Raw genomic sequence first — 19700 nt, forward strand, 5'->3', positions numbered from 1 at the left:
TAGGAGTTAAATTTACAAAATTCATGTGTATAAGACGCTGAGGTTCTGTAGAGTTACGTTTTTTACTTCAAATATTTTTTAAGTTCTGCAGCAGCCTGAAGAAACAATGCCTTGGTCTGCGGAATTTCGGCCAGACCGTTTAATAAACCAAAATCATGAATAACATCATTGTAACGAACCGTTGTAACCACAACTCCTGCATCACTTAATTTACGTCCGTAAGCTTCTCCTTCATCTCGTAAAATATCATTTTCAGCCACTTGAATTAAAGTCGGAGGGAGACCTTTCAGCTGGTCTAAATCTGCCTGCAACGGCGAAGCATAAATTTCCTTTCTTTTAGAAATATCAACATACTGATCCCACATCCATTGCATTAAAGTATCTGTTAGAAAACGTTGCTTACCGTATTTCTTATAAGACTCTGTTTCAAAATTGGCATCGGTTACCGGCCAGAACAAAATTTGCACTTTATACAAAGACGTTCCTTTTTCTTTTGCCATCAATGCGCTGGCAGTCGCCAAGTTACCGCCTGCACTGTTTCCTACTATTCCCAGTTTGGTCCCGTCAACATTAATTTCATTTCCGTGAGCGGCAATCCATTTAGCGGCAGCATACACTTCGTTAACCGGCTGTGGATATTTATGTTCAGGAGAAAGGGAGTAATTGACAAAAATACCTGCATACCCCGTTAGGACTGTGAGGTCACGAACCATTCTTTTATGAGTGGGATAATCACCTAAGACCCATCCGCCGCCGTGAATAAACATAAACACAGGCAGTTTTCCTTTTGCACCTGCCGGACGAACAATATTCAGTTTGATTTTGTAACCGTCTGCCGTGATTTCTTTTTCAGATTCTTCAATTCCAGACAAATCAACCTTGAAGGCATTTTGCGCACTAACGAGTACATTTCTGGCATCTCCGGCAGGAAGCGATTCTAATGGCGCTCCGCCGGAATTTAAGGGTTTTAAAAAGACTTTAACTGCCGGAGTTAAATGAGGATCTGAGGCGTAATCTGTCTGGGCATAGCTTCTGGTTGTCATATTGGATAGAATTATATACGGAATTAATATCATTTTTAAGAGGTTTGCTTTTTTCATACTATTGAAAACTTAAGGTTAATTTGATTTAACAGAATATGGTAAAGACAGGTTCCCGCTTGCAACGGTATACACTTTATAAACCCCAAGCATTGGTTTAGAACCTTCGGAGTCATGAGAACCTCCGGCACCTGTACTGACTTCCATATAACAGCTTACGGCATCAAACTTGAAATTGGTTTTGTTGTTGATTCTAAAATCAGGTACGATGACTTTTATAGAGTTTCCTTTTGTCACGATATTAAAACCCGGGCTGTCCATATACATTGCCATTCCGGGATTAGTTGGCGGGAGCACAACTTTAGGATCTCCTTTTGTAAATTCTTTAACCGAAAGTCCGCCTCCAACACGTTTGTCTTCTACGAGTAAAACCCAGTGAGCATGCCAGATTAAGCCGTCATTCAGATAATTCCCGTCAAGATTTTCATCCCAAAGCGGTGTGTCTTCAAAATCAGGATGAGAGGTCAGGGCAAGTGCCACAATGCCTTCGGCCTGACCGAAACCAATATCAGCAGATTTTAAAGTGGTAGGAAAAACATAAGCCAATACCGGAGCACCATTTAATTGTCCGACCGGTTTAGGCATTGTTTTTCCTGCTGTTCCTTCGACTTTAATATCCCAGACGGTAAGACCTAAATCAGCTTTATGAGTTATCGTCGCCGATTTTATTTTAAAATCGCTGTTGTTGTAAGTACCACATTTGTCACAGGCTTTTGCAGCGTTGTAGTTCAGAAACAGAATGATTGCCAGTAATATTGATTTTTTCATAATAAATGGTTTTTATGGGTTAACTCTCCCGGAAAAACCAATTTATATGCCATGTCAATAAAATGCCTGCATACTGGGATTTAGCGCTTTTATGTCGAATTAAAAGCACTATATTTCGCTAAACAATTTTAGATTAGTGAGATTTCGCTATAAAAGAAATCAGAGTCTGTTTTTCAGTTTACCTTCTTTTTTCATTTATGGGAAACTCTTTTAAAAATTCAATTTTAAGAATAGTTCCGTCTTTATTTTCCATAGAAAAAGAAGCTTCCAAATCATCGCTTAAACCTTTTATGAGACTTAAACCAAACGAATTGATTTTCTTATCGCTGATAGTGGTATCAAAACCAATTCCGTTATCGGCAATGGTCAGCAGATATTTGTTTTCAGAAGTAGATTCGAGAGTAACATAAATCATTCCTGTCCTGTCTTCCGGAAAGGCATACTTGATGGAGTTTGTAATAGATTCGTTTAAAATAAGTCCCAACGGCACAGCTTGAGCAACATCCAGTTCCAGCGGATCAATTTTTAGTTCAAAGCGAATGCGCTGTCCAAGCGAAAAAGATTCTCTTAAATATTCGACAAGTTCTTTAATGTAATTGGGCATATTAATTGTCGAAATATTCTCTGAATTGTACAATTTCTGATGAATTAAAGACATAGAATGTATCCGGTGCTGACTGTTTTTAATGGCAGATAACGCCATATCATTTTCCAGATAAGCAGATTGTGAGTTGAGCAGACTTATTACGGTTTGAAGGTTGTTTTTTACACGATGATGAATTTCTTTTAAAAGCCATTCCTTTTCATCGAGTAAATGTCTGAGATTAATATTTTTTTGATTGATTTCTTTTTCTTTCAGTTCTAATTCGGCATTGTTTTTTTGTTTCAGTCGGTATCGGTTATACAATAATCCTATGATAAGAACCAATAAAACAACACTCCAGACAGAAAGTGTATTTAATAATTTTGATTTTTTTAAAGCGGTTTCCTTTAAATCAGATTCCTGACTTAAAAGCTTGATTTTTTGCTCTTTATTAACCGTTTCATATTGAATTTTAAGCTCTTCTATTTGTTTGTTTTTAGCATAATCCATAAGAGAATCATTCAGTTTCTTATACAATTTATGATGCGCCAGAGCCGATTTAAAATCACCTTTTAGAGAATCCATTTTATATAACGATACCTGAAGCGCTTCTGAGTTGTATGTTTTATTGTATTTTTTAGAAAGCGCCTCAATTTTATCTACATACAGTTTTGTTTTTTGAAGATTTTTTCGATTGCCATAAAATAATGCAATAGAGGAGTAGGTATTGCAAACGTCTCGATAGGTTTGGGGCGAGTCTACAGCATCTGCTGCAATACCTGCTTTTACAAAATACTTTTCGGCGGTTCCGTAATTTTTTAATCTCCAGTAACAATTTGCGTAGGCAAAATTAACCAGCATGGCATCAAATTGATTTGAAGGAGCATATTTACCCGTAACCGTATTCATATAGGCTATGGCTTCTTTATTTTTTCCTTTCATGGATAATGCCGCCGCGGCAGTTATAAAACTTTTGTACCAGTTTCCGCTGTTGTAAATATTCTGCCCGTGTTTAATACTTTTTTCGGCCATTTTTGTGGCTTCGTCATAATGTCCCATTTGTAAATACACTAATCCCAGCCTCATATAAAAAATATCAGCAAAGGTGTAGTCTTTTGTATTCTCCATGGTTTCGACACTTTTTAAAGCATAATAAAATGCACTTTTCATATTGAACTGAACACCTTCTACATATGAAATAGTGGTTTCTCCAAATTGCTGCTGTCTAAAACCAATTTTTCGCATGGCAGCAATATTCTGATACAGTATTTTCTTGGCGTCATTAATTTTTCCATGCCAGAAATAAATCGTACCTATTTTCATTTTTGTTTCGATCCTTTTTTCCTCCATACCCAGAGCGGCATACAGAGATTCTGCTTCTTTGAGGATTTTCTCTTTTTCAGGATCTAAATCATATTGATAGCTGGCCTGATTCAGTAAAGCATAGGCAAGTGTTGCTTTGTCTCCCTGTTTTCTGCATTCTTCAACTACCTGCGAAAAGCATTTTTTACTTTCAGGATATTTGTTAATCTGGAAGTAAAATTTACCTAAAAGCATTTCACTTTCCTGCTGCCACTTTTTAATTTTGAGCTGATTACTAATTGCCGCTGCTTCTGTGATATACAGGCTCGCATTTTTTAAATCATCAGGTTTGGCAAAAGATTTAAATAAGTAAAAGTTTCCTAACTGAAGAGCCAGTTTTAATTTGTTCAGATCTTTTGATTTGGCAAAAAGTTTTTTCGCAGCATCAATGTTTCCTTTGTTTATTAAGTCGCTTCCAATTAAATATGAACCGTCATTATAACCTTCATCATAAGCTAAGGAGACAGGAAGTTTATAGGCTCTGCACGTTAATACCACAGAACTGTCGGCATCAATTTGTCCCTGATTCGAATTATACAAATACGTCGAACAGGTTTGTATCAATAAGCGTTTCTTTTTTAAGTCGTAACCTGCTGATGCTGGATGATTTTGTGCCTTGGAATTAATTATAATAAAAAATAAAAGACCAAAGGAGTATAGTAGTTTCATACTTTATTAGAATTAAATTTTAGTAAGTTTTTGATTAACAAATATAAACGAAAACAATTCTGTGTAGCTGCTAAATTAATATGAAATTTAATATTAAATGTGATTTTTATTTGCCTATTTTTGAAAATGGTTAATTTTAAACATGATAATTAACTATTTTTGTATCAATAAATTAAGTGTACAATTAGACGAAAATTACTTCACTTATGAAAAAGCCTGCCGATAACGGATATGAAGCTGTACCGACGCTTTCTAAAAAACGAATTTTAATTGTAGAAGATCAGTTTATCGAAGCTCACGATTTGCAGTTAATTCTCGAAAAAGCAAATTACGAAGTAACAGGAATTGCACGTTCTGTAGAACAGGCTTTAGAACAAATAGAACTTGAGAAACCGGATCTGGTTTTTCTGGATATTATGCTGAAAGGAAACCGAAACGGAATCGAACTGGCACATTGTCTTAAAGAAAACTTTATCGGGTTTATATTTATTTCGGCCAATTCCAGTAAGAGTATTTTAGATCAGGCAAAAACCACGCAGCCGTATGGATTTATTGTAAAACCATTTCGGGATCAGGATGTTTTAACGACACTTGAAATCGCATTTTATAGACAGCAGTACAGCCTCGAATCGCAGTTAATACAGCAATTTCAACTCCAGAAAGAGATTAAAGAAATTATAGATTCAAATCTTAAAAGAGAAGATGCGCTGCTGGCTTTTGGTAAAATAATCCAGACTTATATTCCTTTTGATTATTTGGAAACAGGTTTTGTTACAACAACACATTACGACAATCTGGGAATTATACGTAAAAACATCGACCTTTATCAAATCATAGATTCTAAAAAGCTTTCTCAAATAGCGGTTCTGTCTGAAAAAGAAATAAATGAAACATATAAAAAGTCTAAAATCGATAAAGAACCTGTTATTTACAGCGAAGAATCTTTAATTAATAATTTTCAGGAAGCACCTATAAAAGCTTTGATTGCCCATAATTTCGGGATAAAATCGTACTTGGTTTTTCCCGTTTCGATAGCATCGATCCAGAGCTATCACTTTACTTTTTACAGTCGGAATCTGAATATTTATTTGCCGGAAAATTTAAAGCTTCTTAATTCGCTGGAACTTACTTTTTCTCAGTTTATCAATAAAATTTATTCGAAACAGGATTTCAGTATGCCGGTTCCAATAGAAGAAATTAAAAAGCCAAAACCTGCTGGTACAGTCGAAGGTTTTGAAGGAATTATAGGCAATAGCTCGCAGATGATTTCTGTTTTTAATTATATACGAAAAGTGGCGCCTTCAGATACTTCGGTTCTGGTTTTAGGCGAAAGCGGTACCGGAAAGGAGAAAATTGCACAAAGTATTCATGCTTTGTCTCCAAGAAAAGATAAACCTTTGATTATAATTAATTGCGGCGCCATTCCGGAAAATCTAGCCGAATCGCTGCTTTTTGGTCACGAAAAAGGTGCTTTTACAGGTGCAATGGACAGGAGAATCGGCAAATTTGAACTGGCAGACGGAGGTACTGTTTTTCTGGATGAAATAGGAGAGATGTCGCTCGAGCTTCAGGTAAAATTACTTCGCGTTTTACAGGAAAGAGAAATTGAACGTGTTGGCGGGATGACTTCTTTAAAAATTGATGTGAGGATTATAGCGGCCACCAACAAAAATCTCGAAGAAGAAGTAGCTGCAGGACGTTTTAGGATGGATTTGTATTATCGTCTGCATGTTTTCCCTATTATAGTGCCGTCATTAAAAAAACGAAAAGAAGATATACCGGATCTGGCAAATCATTTTATACAAACTTATTCTGAAAAAATGGGACGTAAAATACCTGTTCTTTCTGATTTTGCTTTGCAGCAGATCATGAATTACAATTGGCCCGGAAACATCAGGGAACTGGAACATGTAATGCAGCGTGCGATTTTGCTGACTGATGGAAATACGATTAAAGAAATTGAACTTTCGATGTCTTCAAAACTGCATCCGGAGCAGACTGCTGAATCATTTTCGATAAAAACGATTTTAGAAAACGAAAGAGATTATATTTTATATATTCTGAAAAAATGCAACGGAAAAATATCCGGAGCAGGCGGTGCGGCCGAGATTTTAGATATTCATCCGTCGACTTTAAATTCTAAAATAAAGAAACTGGAAATCAAAAAAGAAATAGGTTAACCTATTTTTTCCAGACAGTCTGTGATAAATGCCGCGATGTATTCCCAATTTTGCTGTTTTAAAACCAAATGGTTACTATTTTGAAATTCCTTGTAACAAGTAATAGAATGAATATTTTTATATTTTTTGAAATTGGAATATTGAATTGATGCCGGAATAAAAAAATCTTCTGAACCTGAAACAAACAATAACGGTGCGTGTTTTTTCTTAAAATCGACTTTGGCGGTTTTAGAAAAAATATCCCGAAAGAGTATTTGCGATTCCGGAATTAGTAACTGCTCATAGGTTTCTTTTTGTTCTACAAAAGACATTTGGCCGGTAAAATACTGCTGCCATTTTTTAAAAGGCATCAAATAACTTTTTCTTCCAAAACAAGAGAAATTAAGAATACTCCCGATTTTTTTATAAAAGCCCATATTAAAATAAATCAAATTACCCGGAGGTATAGAATGTATGCAGATTCCGGCGTAACCCAGCTCTTTTTGAATCAGTAACTGCGTTAAAAGACCTCCATAAGAATGCCCGATTAAAATAGGTTTCGCGGGAAGTTTTGCGATAATTTCAGTGTAATATTCCAGCAAAACGGCTAGCCGGATAGCGGCAATTTTAGGATGTGGCTGCTGCCGTAAAGTCTGCGATGTTTCGTTTTTGTAAGGCCAGGGCGGGGCAACGGTTTTGTATCCTTTACTTTCAAAAAAAGCACTCCATTCTTCCCAGCAGGAATGGTTTATAAAAGCTCCTGTAATAAACATAATCGTTTTTCTATTAGCTGCATACATACTATTACATCATTAAGATTCTTTTTCAGAAAAGCGGAAGTGGTTTGACTGGTGAAAACAAAAGGAATGCCTTTTTTGTAAAGTGTTGATTATAAAAGCATTTATAGAAATGATGATTTTGTAATTATTAAATATCGTTAAAAAGAAGTTTTGATTATTGAAATATCATAACTGCAAAGGAACTTATATTTAATAAAGGTCCTGTTTTTCAGTGTTTTGTGTTTTGGTTTAATCTTTGACTGCCTCAAACCGAATGAGTTATTATACTACCAATCTTTAAATTATAATTATGAAAAAAATTTATGATGCAGAGACACGTTTTGCCGATGCCGGCGATCGTAAAATTGCTTATCGTTCGTACGGGAAAGGAAAAGCAGTATTTTTTGTGAACCGTTTTAGAGGAACTATCGATACCTGGGATCCGTTATTTGTTGCATTGATGGCTAAAAAGTTCAATGTTATCGTATTTGATTATTCGGGAATTGGTTCTTCTACAGGGAGTTTAGCGCCTGATATTACAATTGTAGCAAAGGACATTAAAGACCTTGCCGATATTCTAAAAATAGATTCGATTGTGGTTTTAGGATGGTCTTACGGCGGATTAGTAGCGCAGGCTGCAACATTGTTGTATCCTAACCTTGTAACGCATGCGGTTTTGATTGGAACAAATCCGCCCGGTAAAAATGAAATTCCAATTGAACAGGCTTTTATTGATGCAGCGCTAAAACCCTTATATGATTTTGATGACGAAATTGTATTGTTTTTCGAACCAAAATCAGAATCGAGCAGATTGACGGCAAAAGCGTCTCATGACCGGATTTATAAAAAAATTGAGATAGAAAAAATCCCTTCAACAATGGATGTTTTTCAGCTGTATTTTGGCGGAGGAGATGGTTTTAGAGAAGATGTTTTGAATTTTAGGGAGCAGATAAAAAAAACAAAAATACCTATTTTAATCATTTCAGGAGATCATGATATTAGTTTTGCTGTCGAAAACTGGTATTCATTTTTTAATCAGATGACAAATGCCCAAATGGTGGTTTATGCAGGAACGGGCCACGCACCACAGCATCAATATCCGGAACTGACTTCAAAACACATTATCAATTTTGTAAAATATGCAGAATAGAGGTTCAGTCTCACTGATTTAGATTTTCATCTTAAAATCTGGAATGAAAAAGCCGGAAAAATTTAATGTTCCGGCTTTTTGATTTTTTATAAGTTCCTATTTTTTATTAAGCAGAAACAAAGCCGCACTTATACCAAGTCCAAGTCCGGCAAATAAAGCCAGATTATAACTGCCTGCCGATTTTGAAGGCACCTTTCCGTAAACACGCAAAGGTTCTTTAGAATTTGTCAGAACATTTCCGGAATCGCCGCTTTTATCTTTATTGAATTTCATTTTTGTCCGAAGTGCGGCAGATGCCGTATTGATTACCATTTTTGGAAATAATTTATAAGTTCTTGTTATAGCGGCAGCCCTTAAATCAGGAAATGAATCTTTTTTAGGATGTTTTGCCAGCTCAACCATTTCTGCTGCAGTATCACGAGGATCAGATGCTATAAAGGGAATCGTCATATCGAAACCGGAATATTTAGCCGAATGAAGATTTCCGGTAGAATTTTGCAGCTGCGGATATATGTTGCAGATATGAATATGTTTTCGGTTGGATATTTCGCCTTGAAGACATTCCATCATACCCCTTATTCCGTATTTGGTAGCTGAGTACACGGCACTGTACGGAGCAGGCATAAAACCTCCAATAGATACATTATTGATTAGAATACCCTCATTTTGTTCTTTAAAAACTTTAATGGCGTTGTAAGCACCGTGCATGTAGCCAAATAAATTGGTTTTAATGACTTGATGATGAACTTCTAACGGAATTTCTTCAAATTTTCCGCTTGCCATAACACCGGCATTATTGACCCAGATGTCAATTTTGCCTCCTATAGCCATGGCAGCAGCTGTTATTTTCTCGACATCTTCAGGCACCGACATGTCTGCGGAAATTCCAACAGCCAGAACATTTAAACCGCGGCAGTATTGTACGGTTTCATTAACGCCTTTTCGCCCTCTTGCCGCAATAACTAAATTGCATCCTTCACGTGCAAAAGCTTCCGCCGCAGCACGTCCCACACCGCTACTTGCTCCTGTAATGACGACTATTTTTCCTTTAAGGCTGTTTTTATTTGATTTTATATCTTCCATAATGTATTTATTTTTAGTTTTTATCTTCTTGTTTCTGAAGATCTTTTAATACTTCCTGAATACTGCAGTATAGTATTTCCATACTGTCTGCAGCTTCGGCTGTGAATTTTTTCTTGTGAGCTTCGTGCTCTATATTCGATAAATGTTTACTGAGACTTTCAAGAACAAAAAGATGAAGCCAGATTTGAAGCTGTTCTGCGGTATGAAGCACAGTTTGAAAATCCGACTTTTTTAAAGCATTTTCCAGTTCTTTAAGTTCCAAAGGTGCTTTTTCTATAAACTGCGAGGTAACTTCTTTTTTCCAGCCCGGTTTTTTTCGGTCAGTTTCTTCAATACGTGATAAATCAGCTTTAAGGCGTTTGTTTGTTCTTGGTTCTTTTTTTAAAGCCGTTTTAATAGCTTCCAGAAGTTCGTATTGCTTAAAGGGTTTTGGAACATAACCATCCATTCCCGCATCATAACAGCGGTCCTGTTCTCCGGCAAGAGAATGTGCGGTCATGGCTATTATCGGAATGGCACTTTTTAATTCACCACGAATATAATTGGTAGTCTGATAGCCGTCACGTACTGGCATTTGCAAATCCATCAAAACCAGATCGTATTGATTTTTAGATAATAATTCGATGCCCTGATCGCCATTTTCGGCAGTATCAATTTCAAAACCAAAACCTTCGATTACGTTTTGCGCCAGTTTCTGATTTAAACGGTTGTCTTCGCAAAGAAGAATTTTAAGCCGCCCTAAATCGTTAACCGGAAGCGCTTCAGGCTTATTTGTTTCTTCGAATGTTTTCTTATAAGCTATGGTGAAGAAAAATTCGGAACCCATACCTTCACGGCTTTTAACCTCTATAGTTGAACCGTGGAGTTCGACAAGCTGTTTTACAATGCTGAGCCCGAGTCCTGTACCGCCAAATTTTCGGGTTGTGCTTTCTTCGGCCTGAGTAAAACGTTCGAAAACAATATTGAGATGCTCCTGAGGAATACCTATTCCGGTGTCTTTTACAGAGAATCGAATAAGGTAATCCTCATCTGTTTCTCCCGTTTTTTTTACAGATATCGTTACTTCGCCTTCATTCGTAAATTTAAGAGCATTTCCGGCCAGATTCATTACGATCTGATTAAGCCTTACCTGATCGCCGGATATCATTTCCGGAAGTTCAGCATCTAGATACAGATTGAATTCTACACCTTCGGCAACTTTTACTTTAAGAAGATCATAAACATGTCTGAGTGCTTTTTTTAAATGAAAAGGTTTCAGTTCTAGCGAAAGACCGCCGGATTCAATTTTAGAGAGATCCAGTATATCATTTACAATCAACAGCAGATTATCTCCGGCTGTTTGAATATCTTTTACAAAACCACGCTGCTGTGCATCTAATTTAGTATCTGCCAGCAGTTCTGTAAAACCTATCACGGCATTAAGAGGTGTTCTTATTTCGTGGCTCATATTGGCCAGAAAACTGTCTTTGGCCGCCACGGCGCGTTCTGCTATTTTTTTCTGGCGGGCAAGTTCGTTGTTTTTAGTTCCTAGTTCTAAGGTATTGATAACATGCCGGGCGACGATCAAAAGTGCCGTACGCTGGCTGTCGTTAAGTGTTCTTGGTACATGATCTGCGGCACACAAAACCCCTATATGGTGTCCGTCTGGAGTGGTAAGAGGCACACCGGCGTAAAATCTAATTTTAAAACCTCCTGTTACATTGGCATCGTCTTTAAACCGTTCGCTGAGCAGTGTATCTGGAATTTCTACCAGTTTAGAATCCATGATCGTGTAACGGCAGAAGGTGATTTCACGAGGCACTTCTGAAACGCCCAAACCAATTTCTGACTTAAACCACTGCCTGCTTTCATCGATAAACGAAATATAGGCGATAGGAACACCGCAGATATACGATACAAGCGCTGTAGCATCATCAAAAGCGTTATCAGGAAGTGTATCCAATATATTATAACGTCTTAAAGCTTCAAGACGTCCGGATTCATTTTGAGGAAGAGGTATATCAACAGATTCCATAACCAAAAATTTATTATGAAGTTACAAAAATCTGTTTTACAGTTGTTTATATTTTAAGTGATAACTGATTATATAATTATCAGACGATTATTGCTGAAGATTCGACTGGCATTTTAACCGACTGGGAATTGTATAACTTCTGCCTGAAATTAAATACTTCCCCAAGCCATCTTCATTTGTACTTTTAATATGAAGTTAAAATATTTAAAAATAAATAGTTATGGCAGAAATAAAAATTGAAAAAAAGAAGCCGATATGGCCATGGATTGTAGCAGTACTTTTAATAGGAGCACTTGTTTATTATGTTTTTTTGAAAGATGATGAAGTGCAGCCTGATAACGGAGTACAAATCGAAAACGCGACAAGTACCGATACGATAAACTAAAAAGGAAACTATTGCAGTTTCCCGTAAATAGGATTTGGAAAAAAAATAATAAAAAAAGAACGTATGGAAAAGAAAGATAGAAACTTATACAGACTGGACGAACTTTCTGATTATAAAATTGCCTCAGATTATTCTGATGTAAGAGGATGGAAAATAGTAGATGCCGATAACCGAACGATAGGTAAAATCGACAATCTCTGGGTTAACAAAGATATGCAGCGTGTTGTGTATTTGGATGTAAGTGTAGATAAATCACTAATAGAAGACAGCCGTAAGGAACTTCATGATGTTATAGCAAATGACAACGGAAGAGAATTTATCTATAAAGAGGGAGAGAGCCATATTATTGTGCCAATTGGTTCTGTGAGCATTAATAAAGACACAAAAATTGTCATGGCTCACAATATAGGGTATAATACCTTTAGAAACACGAGCAGATATGACCAGCTGCATAATTTTGACAGAAATTATGAAAGACGAGTACTAAAATCGTATTATCCTGCAGATGAATATGACGCGGGGTTTAACAGTGACGATGACACTTTTTACAACCGAAGAGAATTTGATAACCGCTAATGTTCTTGTCTAATCGTGAAGGAATATTTAAAAATAGACTTAGCTTTTCGTCGTAAAAGATATAAGAGGCAATAAAAAAGTCTCCAGGATTAACTGGAGACTTTCTAACTATTTATAAAATTAAATTACAGTGCATATGTAGACGTACCGTGGTTTTTCCAATACTCTCTTGCAATTTCAAAGAAATCAGTATCAACGTGAATTATTGTTCCGAACTTATTATTATAGAAACTTTGATTTGTTATCTTTCTATTATTTTGGTTTCTAAGGTCAATATCTATTAATTTAGAGCAGCTTTCGATATATAGCATTCTTAAATTTTTATTTTGTGTAAAATTTAAAGTTTCCCATTGATTAGATGACAAGTTTGTTTGTTGTAAAGCAGTAAATGGAACAAAATTTAAACTTGTCAAGTCATTTGTCTGGATAAAAAGTTCACTTAAAGTAATATTACCATTTAAATTTAATGTTTGAAGTTTGTTGCTATATGCCCATAATCCAAATAGTTTACCATTTGAAGCAGGCAATGATAAGGTCTCTATTCTATTAGTATGACACCAAACCTGCTCTAAATTTATGTTAGTGCTTAAATTTAAATTAGTCAGCTGATTTCTGTGACATTCAATCCATCTAAGATTTACCATACCAGAAACATCTATTGATGCTAATTTATTATCTGAGCAAAGTAATTGTACTAAATTAGTAAAAGCTTTGATTCCGGTAAGATCCGAAATGTCTTTTCCAGCAATCTGTAAACCGCCACGTGACTGATCTATTAAAATGTAGTTGTCTCCTGATACCGCATCTTCTTCTGCCGCGCCATTATCCATTAAAGCCGCGCGAAATTTAGAATCAGGGACATACGTTCTTACCCATACGGCAGCAGTTTTTTTAGTTAAATCTTTTTCCAGTATAGACTTTTCAATTTCAAGAAATTTTTCATGCTTTGCTGCACGATAATCCTCAGGATTTGGATTAGGGTTAAATGTACTTTCCTGCACATCTACAACTGAGGCTGAAGGATTAATGTTTTCATTGCTGTCATTAGAACATGCAGCAAGATTTAGCGCTAAAGCGCCAATGAAAAGTAATTTTTTCATAAAATGAAATTTAAAGATTAGTAAATATTTATATGTAAACGTAGGTAAAAAACTTACACTTTGTAAGAAATATAAACTATGGTTATATATTATTACATTTTATACTATTATGCATTTTAGAAACAATATTGAAGGGGCAAGAGTAATTTTGAGAGTAATAAAAGGATTTAGAAAGATCAAACATTTTTAGAATGTTTGATCTTTTTTTAGTATCAAGATTGATTTAAAACAGAAACCCTGTAAGTCTAACAACTTGCAGGGTTTCTGTTTCTTATCTTATTTTAGTCCTCTTTTTTAAGTGAAAATCTTTATTAAGTTTTCCATTTTGTATGCGATACAGTTTTTTGTCTTTTATTTTGTACACATAGTGTCTTTAGGAAACGTGTTCTGAGACGAATCTAAGCAGCAAATAAATATTCACGCGAGAATTTCCGCAGCAGTCAATATGCCTCTCAATTCAATAACATGGTTGCTTCACTGATGAGTAATATATCACTCATAAAACTCAAAAGCATCAATAATATCAAGATAAACACCGTCAAAACCGGCATTAATAACTTTTTGTGTATACGAACCACTGTTACCAAAAATAATATTCTGCCAGTCTTTGTTCCAGTATTTTACTTTGTAATTTCCTTTCCATGCTGGGTTTTCTGCGTCAAGCCATGCCGGTTTGTTTGAAGCCCAGCCGGTCTGCCAGTAATAACGATAATCCTCAGCTTCACCAATCGACATATACGAAATAACTAATCTTTTTCCGCCATTGACCTTATTTCTAAGCTGGTTTATTTCATCTGCTGTAAAGCTGCTTCCATCGGAAAAATACAAATCCATGATTATAAGATCGTAGTTAGTTGCCGTAACCGCATTAATAAAGGCAGTTTTAGTACTAAAACCCGATGGATTAATAAGATAAAGGAAATTCTTTATCTCCGACAGCTTTTTGACAACGGTTGCATTTTCATCAGGAATAGTAGAGGGAAAACCCGGAATCGAAGTTAAATCTCTTTTATCTGCTGCAAAAGAAATGTATCCTGCATTTTTATTTTGAGTATAAGATGAAGTTACTTTTGAAGGCGTTGAGCAATAATCAGTAACGAGAATTGTTTTTCCTGTATTTTTTGATTTATCAAGAAGTTCTCTCAGATATTGATTATCGGCTGCAGGGGTGGCCTGATCATCGTCGTTGTAACCAAAGAATAAATCTTCCTGACCATTCCCATCAATGGCATTTAGGTAAGCACTGTGATTTTCTCCTGATGCATCGCCATTCGCAGAAACAATCTCGATACCATTTTGAGGAATAACAATAAACTGAGCATTTTGAGATTTTGCAAACTTACTTATTCCAATAACAAATTCCCGCATTCTCTCTTTGTATTCTGTTTCATTATCCTGATCCTGATTTGAATTTTGATCATCGTTATCTTTTGAGCAGGATAATGTTAACATCGATACTAATAATAGAAATAGTCTAATTTTCATGGCTGAGATTGATTTATTGAACAAACGCAATGCGATTAAAAATAGTATTTAACATAAAGTAAATCCTTAGACTTTATCTGAATTATTCTATTATGTACGAAAAATGGATCTACTTTATAATTTTTACCTTATCACTGTATCGAATTGGCGCTTCAGGATTTTCAGCCGGATGACCAAGGGCTACATTGATAGTAACTTCATATCCTTCGGGAATGTTTAATAGTTTAAGAATATCTTCATTTTCAGGAAGATTCAGTACAGGCACAAGAGAACCAATAGGACAGGTGCCCAGATCAAGAGCATTGGCACTGAGTAGTATATTCTGCAGTGCAAGACCTGCGTCAAGTTTGGTGTAGTTGCTTCCTTTTTCCCCGGCCATTACAATTAAGGTTGGGGCATGATGGAAAATACTGAAACCTTCTTCTCTGTAACGGGATGCACTTCCCTGAAGTTCTTTACCCTGAGCAAAGGCCAGAAACCTTTTGTTCATTTCTTCAAGGATTTTTTGATTCTGAACCACACGAATCTCCCATGTCTGTTTATTAAGAGCGCTCGGTGCGTAGATTGCACATTTCATTATTGTATCAAGCTGCTGCTGTGTAACCTGCTGGTCTGTGTATTTTCGAATAGATCTTCGTTTTAATATATTGCTGATAATGGCTTCTCTGGAACTGCCTTCAAAAACAGTACGTTCGATCTTAGGTTCGCTGCATCCGTAAAGCAGAATAGCCGCCACTGCGGACACAAATAAATTTTTCATGTTTTTACTCTTAAATTGCATTGTTAATTTTTTTTGAAAAGGAAAAGTTGAATTTAGTGATGAGGTATAATATGTATAGGAAAACAACATACTGAATAAGTCCATAATAATAGAGGCTCAGAACCGCAAAGGCGGCACCTAAAATTTTGATGGTGAGATTAAAAACCGGTTCGATTTTTTGTTTCCAGTCGGTTGGATCTCCCCATGCGACAGGACGGAACAGTATACTGATTTGATGTGAGAAAGCATTAAGCAGCAGGATAGAATAAGACATGTATTCAAACTGCACACCGCCTTTGATCAATATAAAAATAACCAGACCTGTCATCATACCATAATACAATTTTCCGTTTGGAGTTGCAGGGCTCGAAGGCATATCGGTTGCCATAAACAGAGTACCAAGCAGAATACCTGCGGCAGAATAGCGCAGTTGTGCTCCTCCCGGTAACCAAAGCAGAAGTGTAAAAACGCCCAGCAGTGCCAATGGAATATGCCAGCTGATTCTATTTCGCATTAACAGATAAAATCCGCCCAGAACTATGAAGAGAATGGAATATTCGCCTACAGCACCAGAAGTTTTGTATACTATTGCACTAAGATATTCGCTCAGAACCGAATGATCTGCAGCCGGAAAAAACTGATCAGGTGCTATTTTTACAAACCCTTTGGTTTTCCATATATCAGAAGATGTCATAACTGAAGAAAAAAAGACACTCATAAATTCTCTTCCGGCCAATGCGGGATTGAAGGTGTTTTTGCCTAAACCTCCCCACAATATTTTTCCAAACAAAATAGCAGCAGCAGCACCGAAAGCGACTATGTAAAGCGGAACCAAAGGAGAAAGCGTGAGAACCAGCAGTAATGCCGTTACCAAAGCTGAACCATCGAATATGGTATTGTATTTTTTTAGGAGAAAAGCAGAAAACAGAAACTCTGCAATAAACGCTGCTGTTATGGCAGTGATGAACTGCATCATGACCAGACTGCCGTATGCAAGACAGGCAATAATAACCAGTGGCAGTAATGCCAATACAACGTCAAGCATTACCATTTGGGTACTATTGAATTTAGGTTTTATAAAAGGGGCTGTTTTCATTGTAGTATTTTTTCTGCTGATGCTGATAATTTGATTTTGCCTTCAAAAATATTCTCCATAAGGGCCACATTGCTCGGACAGATGTAGGCACAGGCACCACATTCAATACAGTCCTGAAGGTTAAAAGTGCGGAGAGCTTCAAGATCGTTGTCAATATTATGTCGTACAAATTCCAGAGGCATCAGTTTCTGCGGACAAACATCAATACAGAATCCGCATTTAATGCAATTATTTTCGGTTGATTTTAGTTTTTTCAGAACCAGCAGACCACCGGAACCTTTTTCGATCGGCTGCAAAGGCGAATCGACGCTTTTTCCCATCATAGCGCCTCCCATAACAACGGTCTGTTTTTCGGGATTCCAGTGGTTATCCGTCAGATTTAAAATATGACCAATTGGGGTGCCTATTTTTACCCTGAAAATTCCACTTTGAGAGGTATTATTTCCGGAAACGGTAACGATACGGTCTATCATAGGACGCGATTTAAAAACGGCATTGTAAACCGCTCGAAGCGTCCCGATATTATTAACCAAAATTCCATGCTGCGAAGGAATAGTGCCTTTCCTGAGTTCCAGTTTTGTGACAGATTTGATAAGCTGTAATTCGCCTCCCTGCGGATAAGTATCAGGAAGAATCTTAACTTTTACGGCTAACTGTATTTTTTTGGCATTTTCTAAAAGATGTGCCTTAAGGGATTTATTGTGTTTTTCGATACCAAAAACTATTTCAGGTGCACCCAGGACTTTCTGCAAAACTTTAGCTGCCTGCAAAAGCTCGTAGATTTCATATTTCATCAGCGCGGTATCGCTGATTAAATAAGGCTCACATTCGGCACCATTAAAAATCAGGGTGTTAATTTTTTCTTTTGTTACATTGTATTTTAAATGCGTAGGAAATTGCGATCCTCCGGCTCCCTTAACACCGCAGTTAAGCAGTATTTCCTGCAATACTTCAAGATTTATTTCTGAAGGATCAAAATAAGGAGCAGGCGATTTCGTTTCTTTAAAATCATTTATTAAATGTATGACTGCTTTATTTCCGATGGTAGTAAAAGCATTAATGATTCCTGAAGCCGGGGCGTGTATTTTTTCGGCAGCAATATCAGATCCTGCTGCAATTATTTGATACTTCTTTACAGTTTCTCCAATTTTTACAACGGGTTCCATCAAGTTTCTGTAACCGGACAGGGGGATATAAAAATCGACCGGATCTGTTACAGATGCGATTTGTTTCTTCTTAGTTTCTTTCTTTAACGAAGGTATTGAAAGCATTCTGCAAGTATTTTTTTATTATCGTTGTCTATTATAAAATAATCAAAATCGAAATGTTTTTTCAATTCGGCTGTCACTTCATTACGCATTACAGCCGGAACCGTAAAAAGCGCAGTAGAAAGCACATCGCCCAAAAAAGCACTTTTTGTCAGAACCCCAGTCTGTAAAGTTTCAGCAGGATATCCGGTTATACAATTCAGGATATGACCATATTTTTTCCCGTCAATTACCAAATGATTATCCACACTGCCCGAAAGGCTGAAAGTTTGTGAACTGATTTCTAAGCCGGTTTTAAAAGCCTCTTTATTAAATGGGTCCGGAATATTGATTTTCCAGGCCGGATGAGAAGCATCGTTTAATGATGAAATGGTACTGCCTCCCGCATTTATCACAGCATCTGTAACGCCTTGGCTTTTAAGAAACGCAATAGTTTTATCAACTGCAAAAGCCTTTATAAATGAACCGGTAATGATTTCCTGTTCAGTATTTATTTTAATGTTCAGGCCGTCTGTAAGGATCGATCTAAAATTAACTTTTTCAAGTGCATAGGCTAATTCATCACTTTTTGGCAGTTTATGATTATCTTCTTTGTAAAATCCCCAGAGTCGCAGCAGCGGCATACAGGTAATATCATAATGGCCTTTGGTAATAACCGAAACCTTTTGAATTGTGTTGATCATCTCAATACAATCTTTGTCTACAGTAACCCAGCTTCCTCTCATCTCATTAATGCGGTTGAAAAAGGAACCGGATACATATGAGTTATACTTTCTGTCTATTTCTTCGAGCACTTCAAAGGATTTCTCCAAAAGCTGTTCGCCAAATTCAATTGGAATCTTGATTTTGCAATTGCAGTGAAAAATTCTTCGGGTCTGGGCCAGATACTGTTTAGGAACTTTCTGAAGCATTTTCGTCATCGTTTGTTTCCACCACTGTTTTGGTTTTATTTTTCAGGGCTTTAAAATTGATACTTCCCGTATGGATGGTCTGAAAATAAAGCGTATTGTTTTTCCATTTGCTTTTAACAGAATCATATTCCAGTTTCTGAACCTCGAATTTCTTTGATGAAGCATCCTCTGCTTCTTTTCGTAGTTTCAAAGCTTCTTTTTTGTCTTCTGCTTCCTTAAGCAGGCTTTCCCAAAAACTGCGCTGCCCGAAAATCAGCAGCAAAATTCCCAGCACATAAAGAGCAATATATTTCGTTTTTATTTTAATCATTTTTGAAGAAAAGTTATGATAATAGGGGCTTGGCCAAAAATAAAGCACCTTGGCTGAAAAGAAGTAATTTCAATGTTTCATTGAATTCGTCAGTGACGAATTGAATTGGTCATCGCTTTATTTCTGCAGTCTTTACGTTTTA

At 36.5% G+C, this 19700-nt stretch carries 17 protein-coding genes; 4 read left to right on the forward strand and 13 right to left on the reverse strand.

The genetic code is table 11. The annotated features are described in order from the left end of the window. Positions 1 to 62: 62 nt before the first annotated feature. The 3 genes from OZP11_RS22850 to OZP11_RS22860 all read right to left on the reverse strand — a co-directional run bounded on the left by OZP11_RS22850 (position 63) and on the right by OZP11_RS22860 (position 4482). A complete protein-coding gene (locus tag OZP11_RS22850) occupies positions 63 to 1100 on the reverse strand; it encodes an alpha/beta hydrolase (protein WP_281232793.1) in 1038 nt (345 codons plus the stop codon). An 18-nt stretch (positions 1101 to 1118) separates the two neighbouring features. Continuing rightward, on the reverse strand, positions 1119 to 1868 hold the full coding sequence (locus OZP11_RS22855; RefSeq protein WP_281232794.1) for a hypothetical protein: 750 nt from the start codon (positions 1866 to 1868) through the stop codon (positions 1119 to 1121). 178 nt (positions 1869 to 2046) lie between these two features. Next, positions 2047 to 4482, reverse strand: a complete 2436-nt coding sequence (locus OZP11_RS22860; protein WP_281232795.1) for a histidine kinase dimerization/phosphoacceptor domain -containing protein — start codon at positions 4480 to 4482, stop codon at positions 2047 to 2049. A gap of 206 nt (positions 4483 to 4688) precedes the next feature. On the opposite strand from OZP11_RS22860, the gene OZP11_RS22865 reads away from it, so the two are divergent. Continuing rightward, the gene (locus tag OZP11_RS22865; RefSeq protein WP_281232796.1) at positions 4689 to 6662 is read left to right on the forward strand and encodes a sigma 54-interacting response regulator; all 1974 of its coding nucleotides are present in this window, start codon (positions 4689 to 4691) and stop codon (positions 6660 to 6662) included. On the opposite strand, the gene OZP11_RS22870 is transcribed toward OZP11_RS22865, so the two are convergent. Continuing rightward, positions 6659 to 7441: an alpha/beta fold hydrolase gene (locus OZP11_RS22870; RefSeq protein ID WP_281232797.1), complete on the reverse strand. Its 783-nt coding sequence runs from the start codon at positions 7439 to 7441 to the stop codon at positions 6659 to 6661. The genes OZP11_RS22865 and OZP11_RS22870 overlap by 4 nt on opposite strands. 289 nt (positions 7442 to 7730) lie before the next feature. On the opposite strand from OZP11_RS22870, the gene OZP11_RS22875 reads away from it, so the two are divergent. Further along, entirely contained in the window at positions 7731 to 8570 is an 840-nt protein-coding gene (locus OZP11_RS22875; RefSeq protein ID WP_281232798.1) for an alpha/beta fold hydrolase, read from the forward strand. A gap of 96 nt (positions 8571 to 8666) precedes the next feature. Here the strand turns inward: OZP11_RS22875 and OZP11_RS22880 are convergent, their stop codons facing one another. Together OZP11_RS22880 and OZP11_RS22885 are read right to left on the reverse strand one after the other, a co-directional pair. After that, entirely contained in the window at positions 8667 to 9653 is a 987-nt protein-coding gene (locus OZP11_RS22880) for an SDR family NAD(P)-dependent oxidoreductase (protein ID WP_281232799.1), read from the reverse strand. A 13-nt stretch (positions 9654 to 9666) separates the two neighbouring features. Next, positions 9667 to 11667 carry a GAF domain-containing hybrid sensor histidine kinase/response regulator gene (locus OZP11_RS22885; protein ID WP_281232800.1) on the reverse strand — a complete coding sequence of 667 codons (2001 nt, stop codon included), beginning with the start codon at positions 11665 to 11667 and terminating at the stop codon, positions 9667 to 9669. Positions 11668 to 11887: 220 nt separating this feature from the next. Between OZP11_RS22885 and OZP11_RS22890 the strand changes: the two genes are divergently transcribed. Continuing rightward, on the forward strand, positions 11888 to 12052 hold the full coding sequence (locus OZP11_RS22890; protein WP_281232801.1) for a hypothetical protein: 165 nt from the start codon (positions 11888 to 11890) through the stop codon (positions 12050 to 12052). A gap of 63 nt (positions 12053 to 12115) precedes the next feature. Beyond that, positions 12116 to 12628, forward strand: a complete 513-nt coding sequence (locus OZP11_RS22895; RefSeq protein WP_281232802.1) for a PRC-barrel domain-containing protein — start codon at positions 12116 to 12118, stop codon at positions 12626 to 12628. A 125-nt stretch (positions 12629 to 12753) separates the two neighbouring features. Here OZP11_RS22895 and OZP11_RS22900 read toward each other — a convergent pair whose 3' ends face one another. The 7 genes from OZP11_RS22900 to OZP11_RS22930 form a co-directional block, all read right to left on the reverse strand. Further along, positions 12754 to 13728 (reverse strand): leucine-rich repeat domain-containing protein, encoded by a 975-nt coding sequence (locus OZP11_RS22900; RefSeq protein WP_281232803.1) that lies wholly within the window; start codon positions 13726 to 13728, stop codon positions 12754 to 12756. Positions 13729 to 14220: 492 nt separating this feature from the next. Continuing rightward, on the reverse strand, positions 14221 to 15213 hold the full coding sequence (locus tag OZP11_RS22905) for an endo alpha-1,4 polygalactosaminidase (RefSeq protein WP_281232804.1): 993 nt from the start codon (positions 15211 to 15213) through the stop codon (positions 14221 to 14223). A gap of 109 nt (positions 15214 to 15322) precedes the next feature. After that, a complete protein-coding gene (locus OZP11_RS22910; protein WP_281232805.1) occupies positions 15323 to 15973 on the reverse strand; it encodes a nitroreductase family protein in 651 nt (216 codons plus the stop codon). Positions 15974 to 15983: 10 nt separating this feature from the next. Beyond that, positions 15984 to 17069, reverse strand: a complete 1086-nt coding sequence (locus OZP11_RS22915) for an RnfABCDGE type electron transport complex subunit D (RefSeq protein WP_281232806.1) — start codon at positions 17067 to 17069, stop codon at positions 15984 to 15986. Beyond that, on the reverse strand, positions 17066 to 18340 hold the full coding sequence (locus OZP11_RS22920; protein ID WP_281232807.1) for an RnfC family protein: 1275 nt from the start codon (positions 18338 to 18340) through the stop codon (positions 17066 to 17068). The genes OZP11_RS22915 and OZP11_RS22920 overlap by 4 nt, the downstream gene beginning before the upstream one ends. Next, positions 18319 to 19248: an FAD:protein FMN transferase gene (locus tag OZP11_RS22925; RefSeq protein ID WP_281232808.1), complete on the reverse strand. Its 930-nt coding sequence runs from the start codon at positions 19246 to 19248 to the stop codon at positions 18319 to 18321. The genes OZP11_RS22920 and OZP11_RS22925 overlap by 22 nt, the downstream gene beginning before the upstream one ends. Further along, on the reverse strand, positions 19229 to 19558 hold the full coding sequence (locus OZP11_RS22930; RefSeq protein WP_281232809.1) for a hypothetical protein: 330 nt from the start codon (positions 19556 to 19558) through the stop codon (positions 19229 to 19231). The genes OZP11_RS22925 and OZP11_RS22930 overlap by 20 nt, the downstream gene beginning before the upstream one ends. Between the last annotated feature and the right edge of the window lie 142 nt (positions 19559 to 19700).

Origin of the sequence: Flavobacterium gelatinilyticum, from assembly GCF_027111295.1 — a bacterium.
GTDB lineage: Bacteria > Bacteroidota > Bacteroidia > Flavobacteriales > Flavobacteriaceae > Flavobacterium > Flavobacterium gelatinilyticum.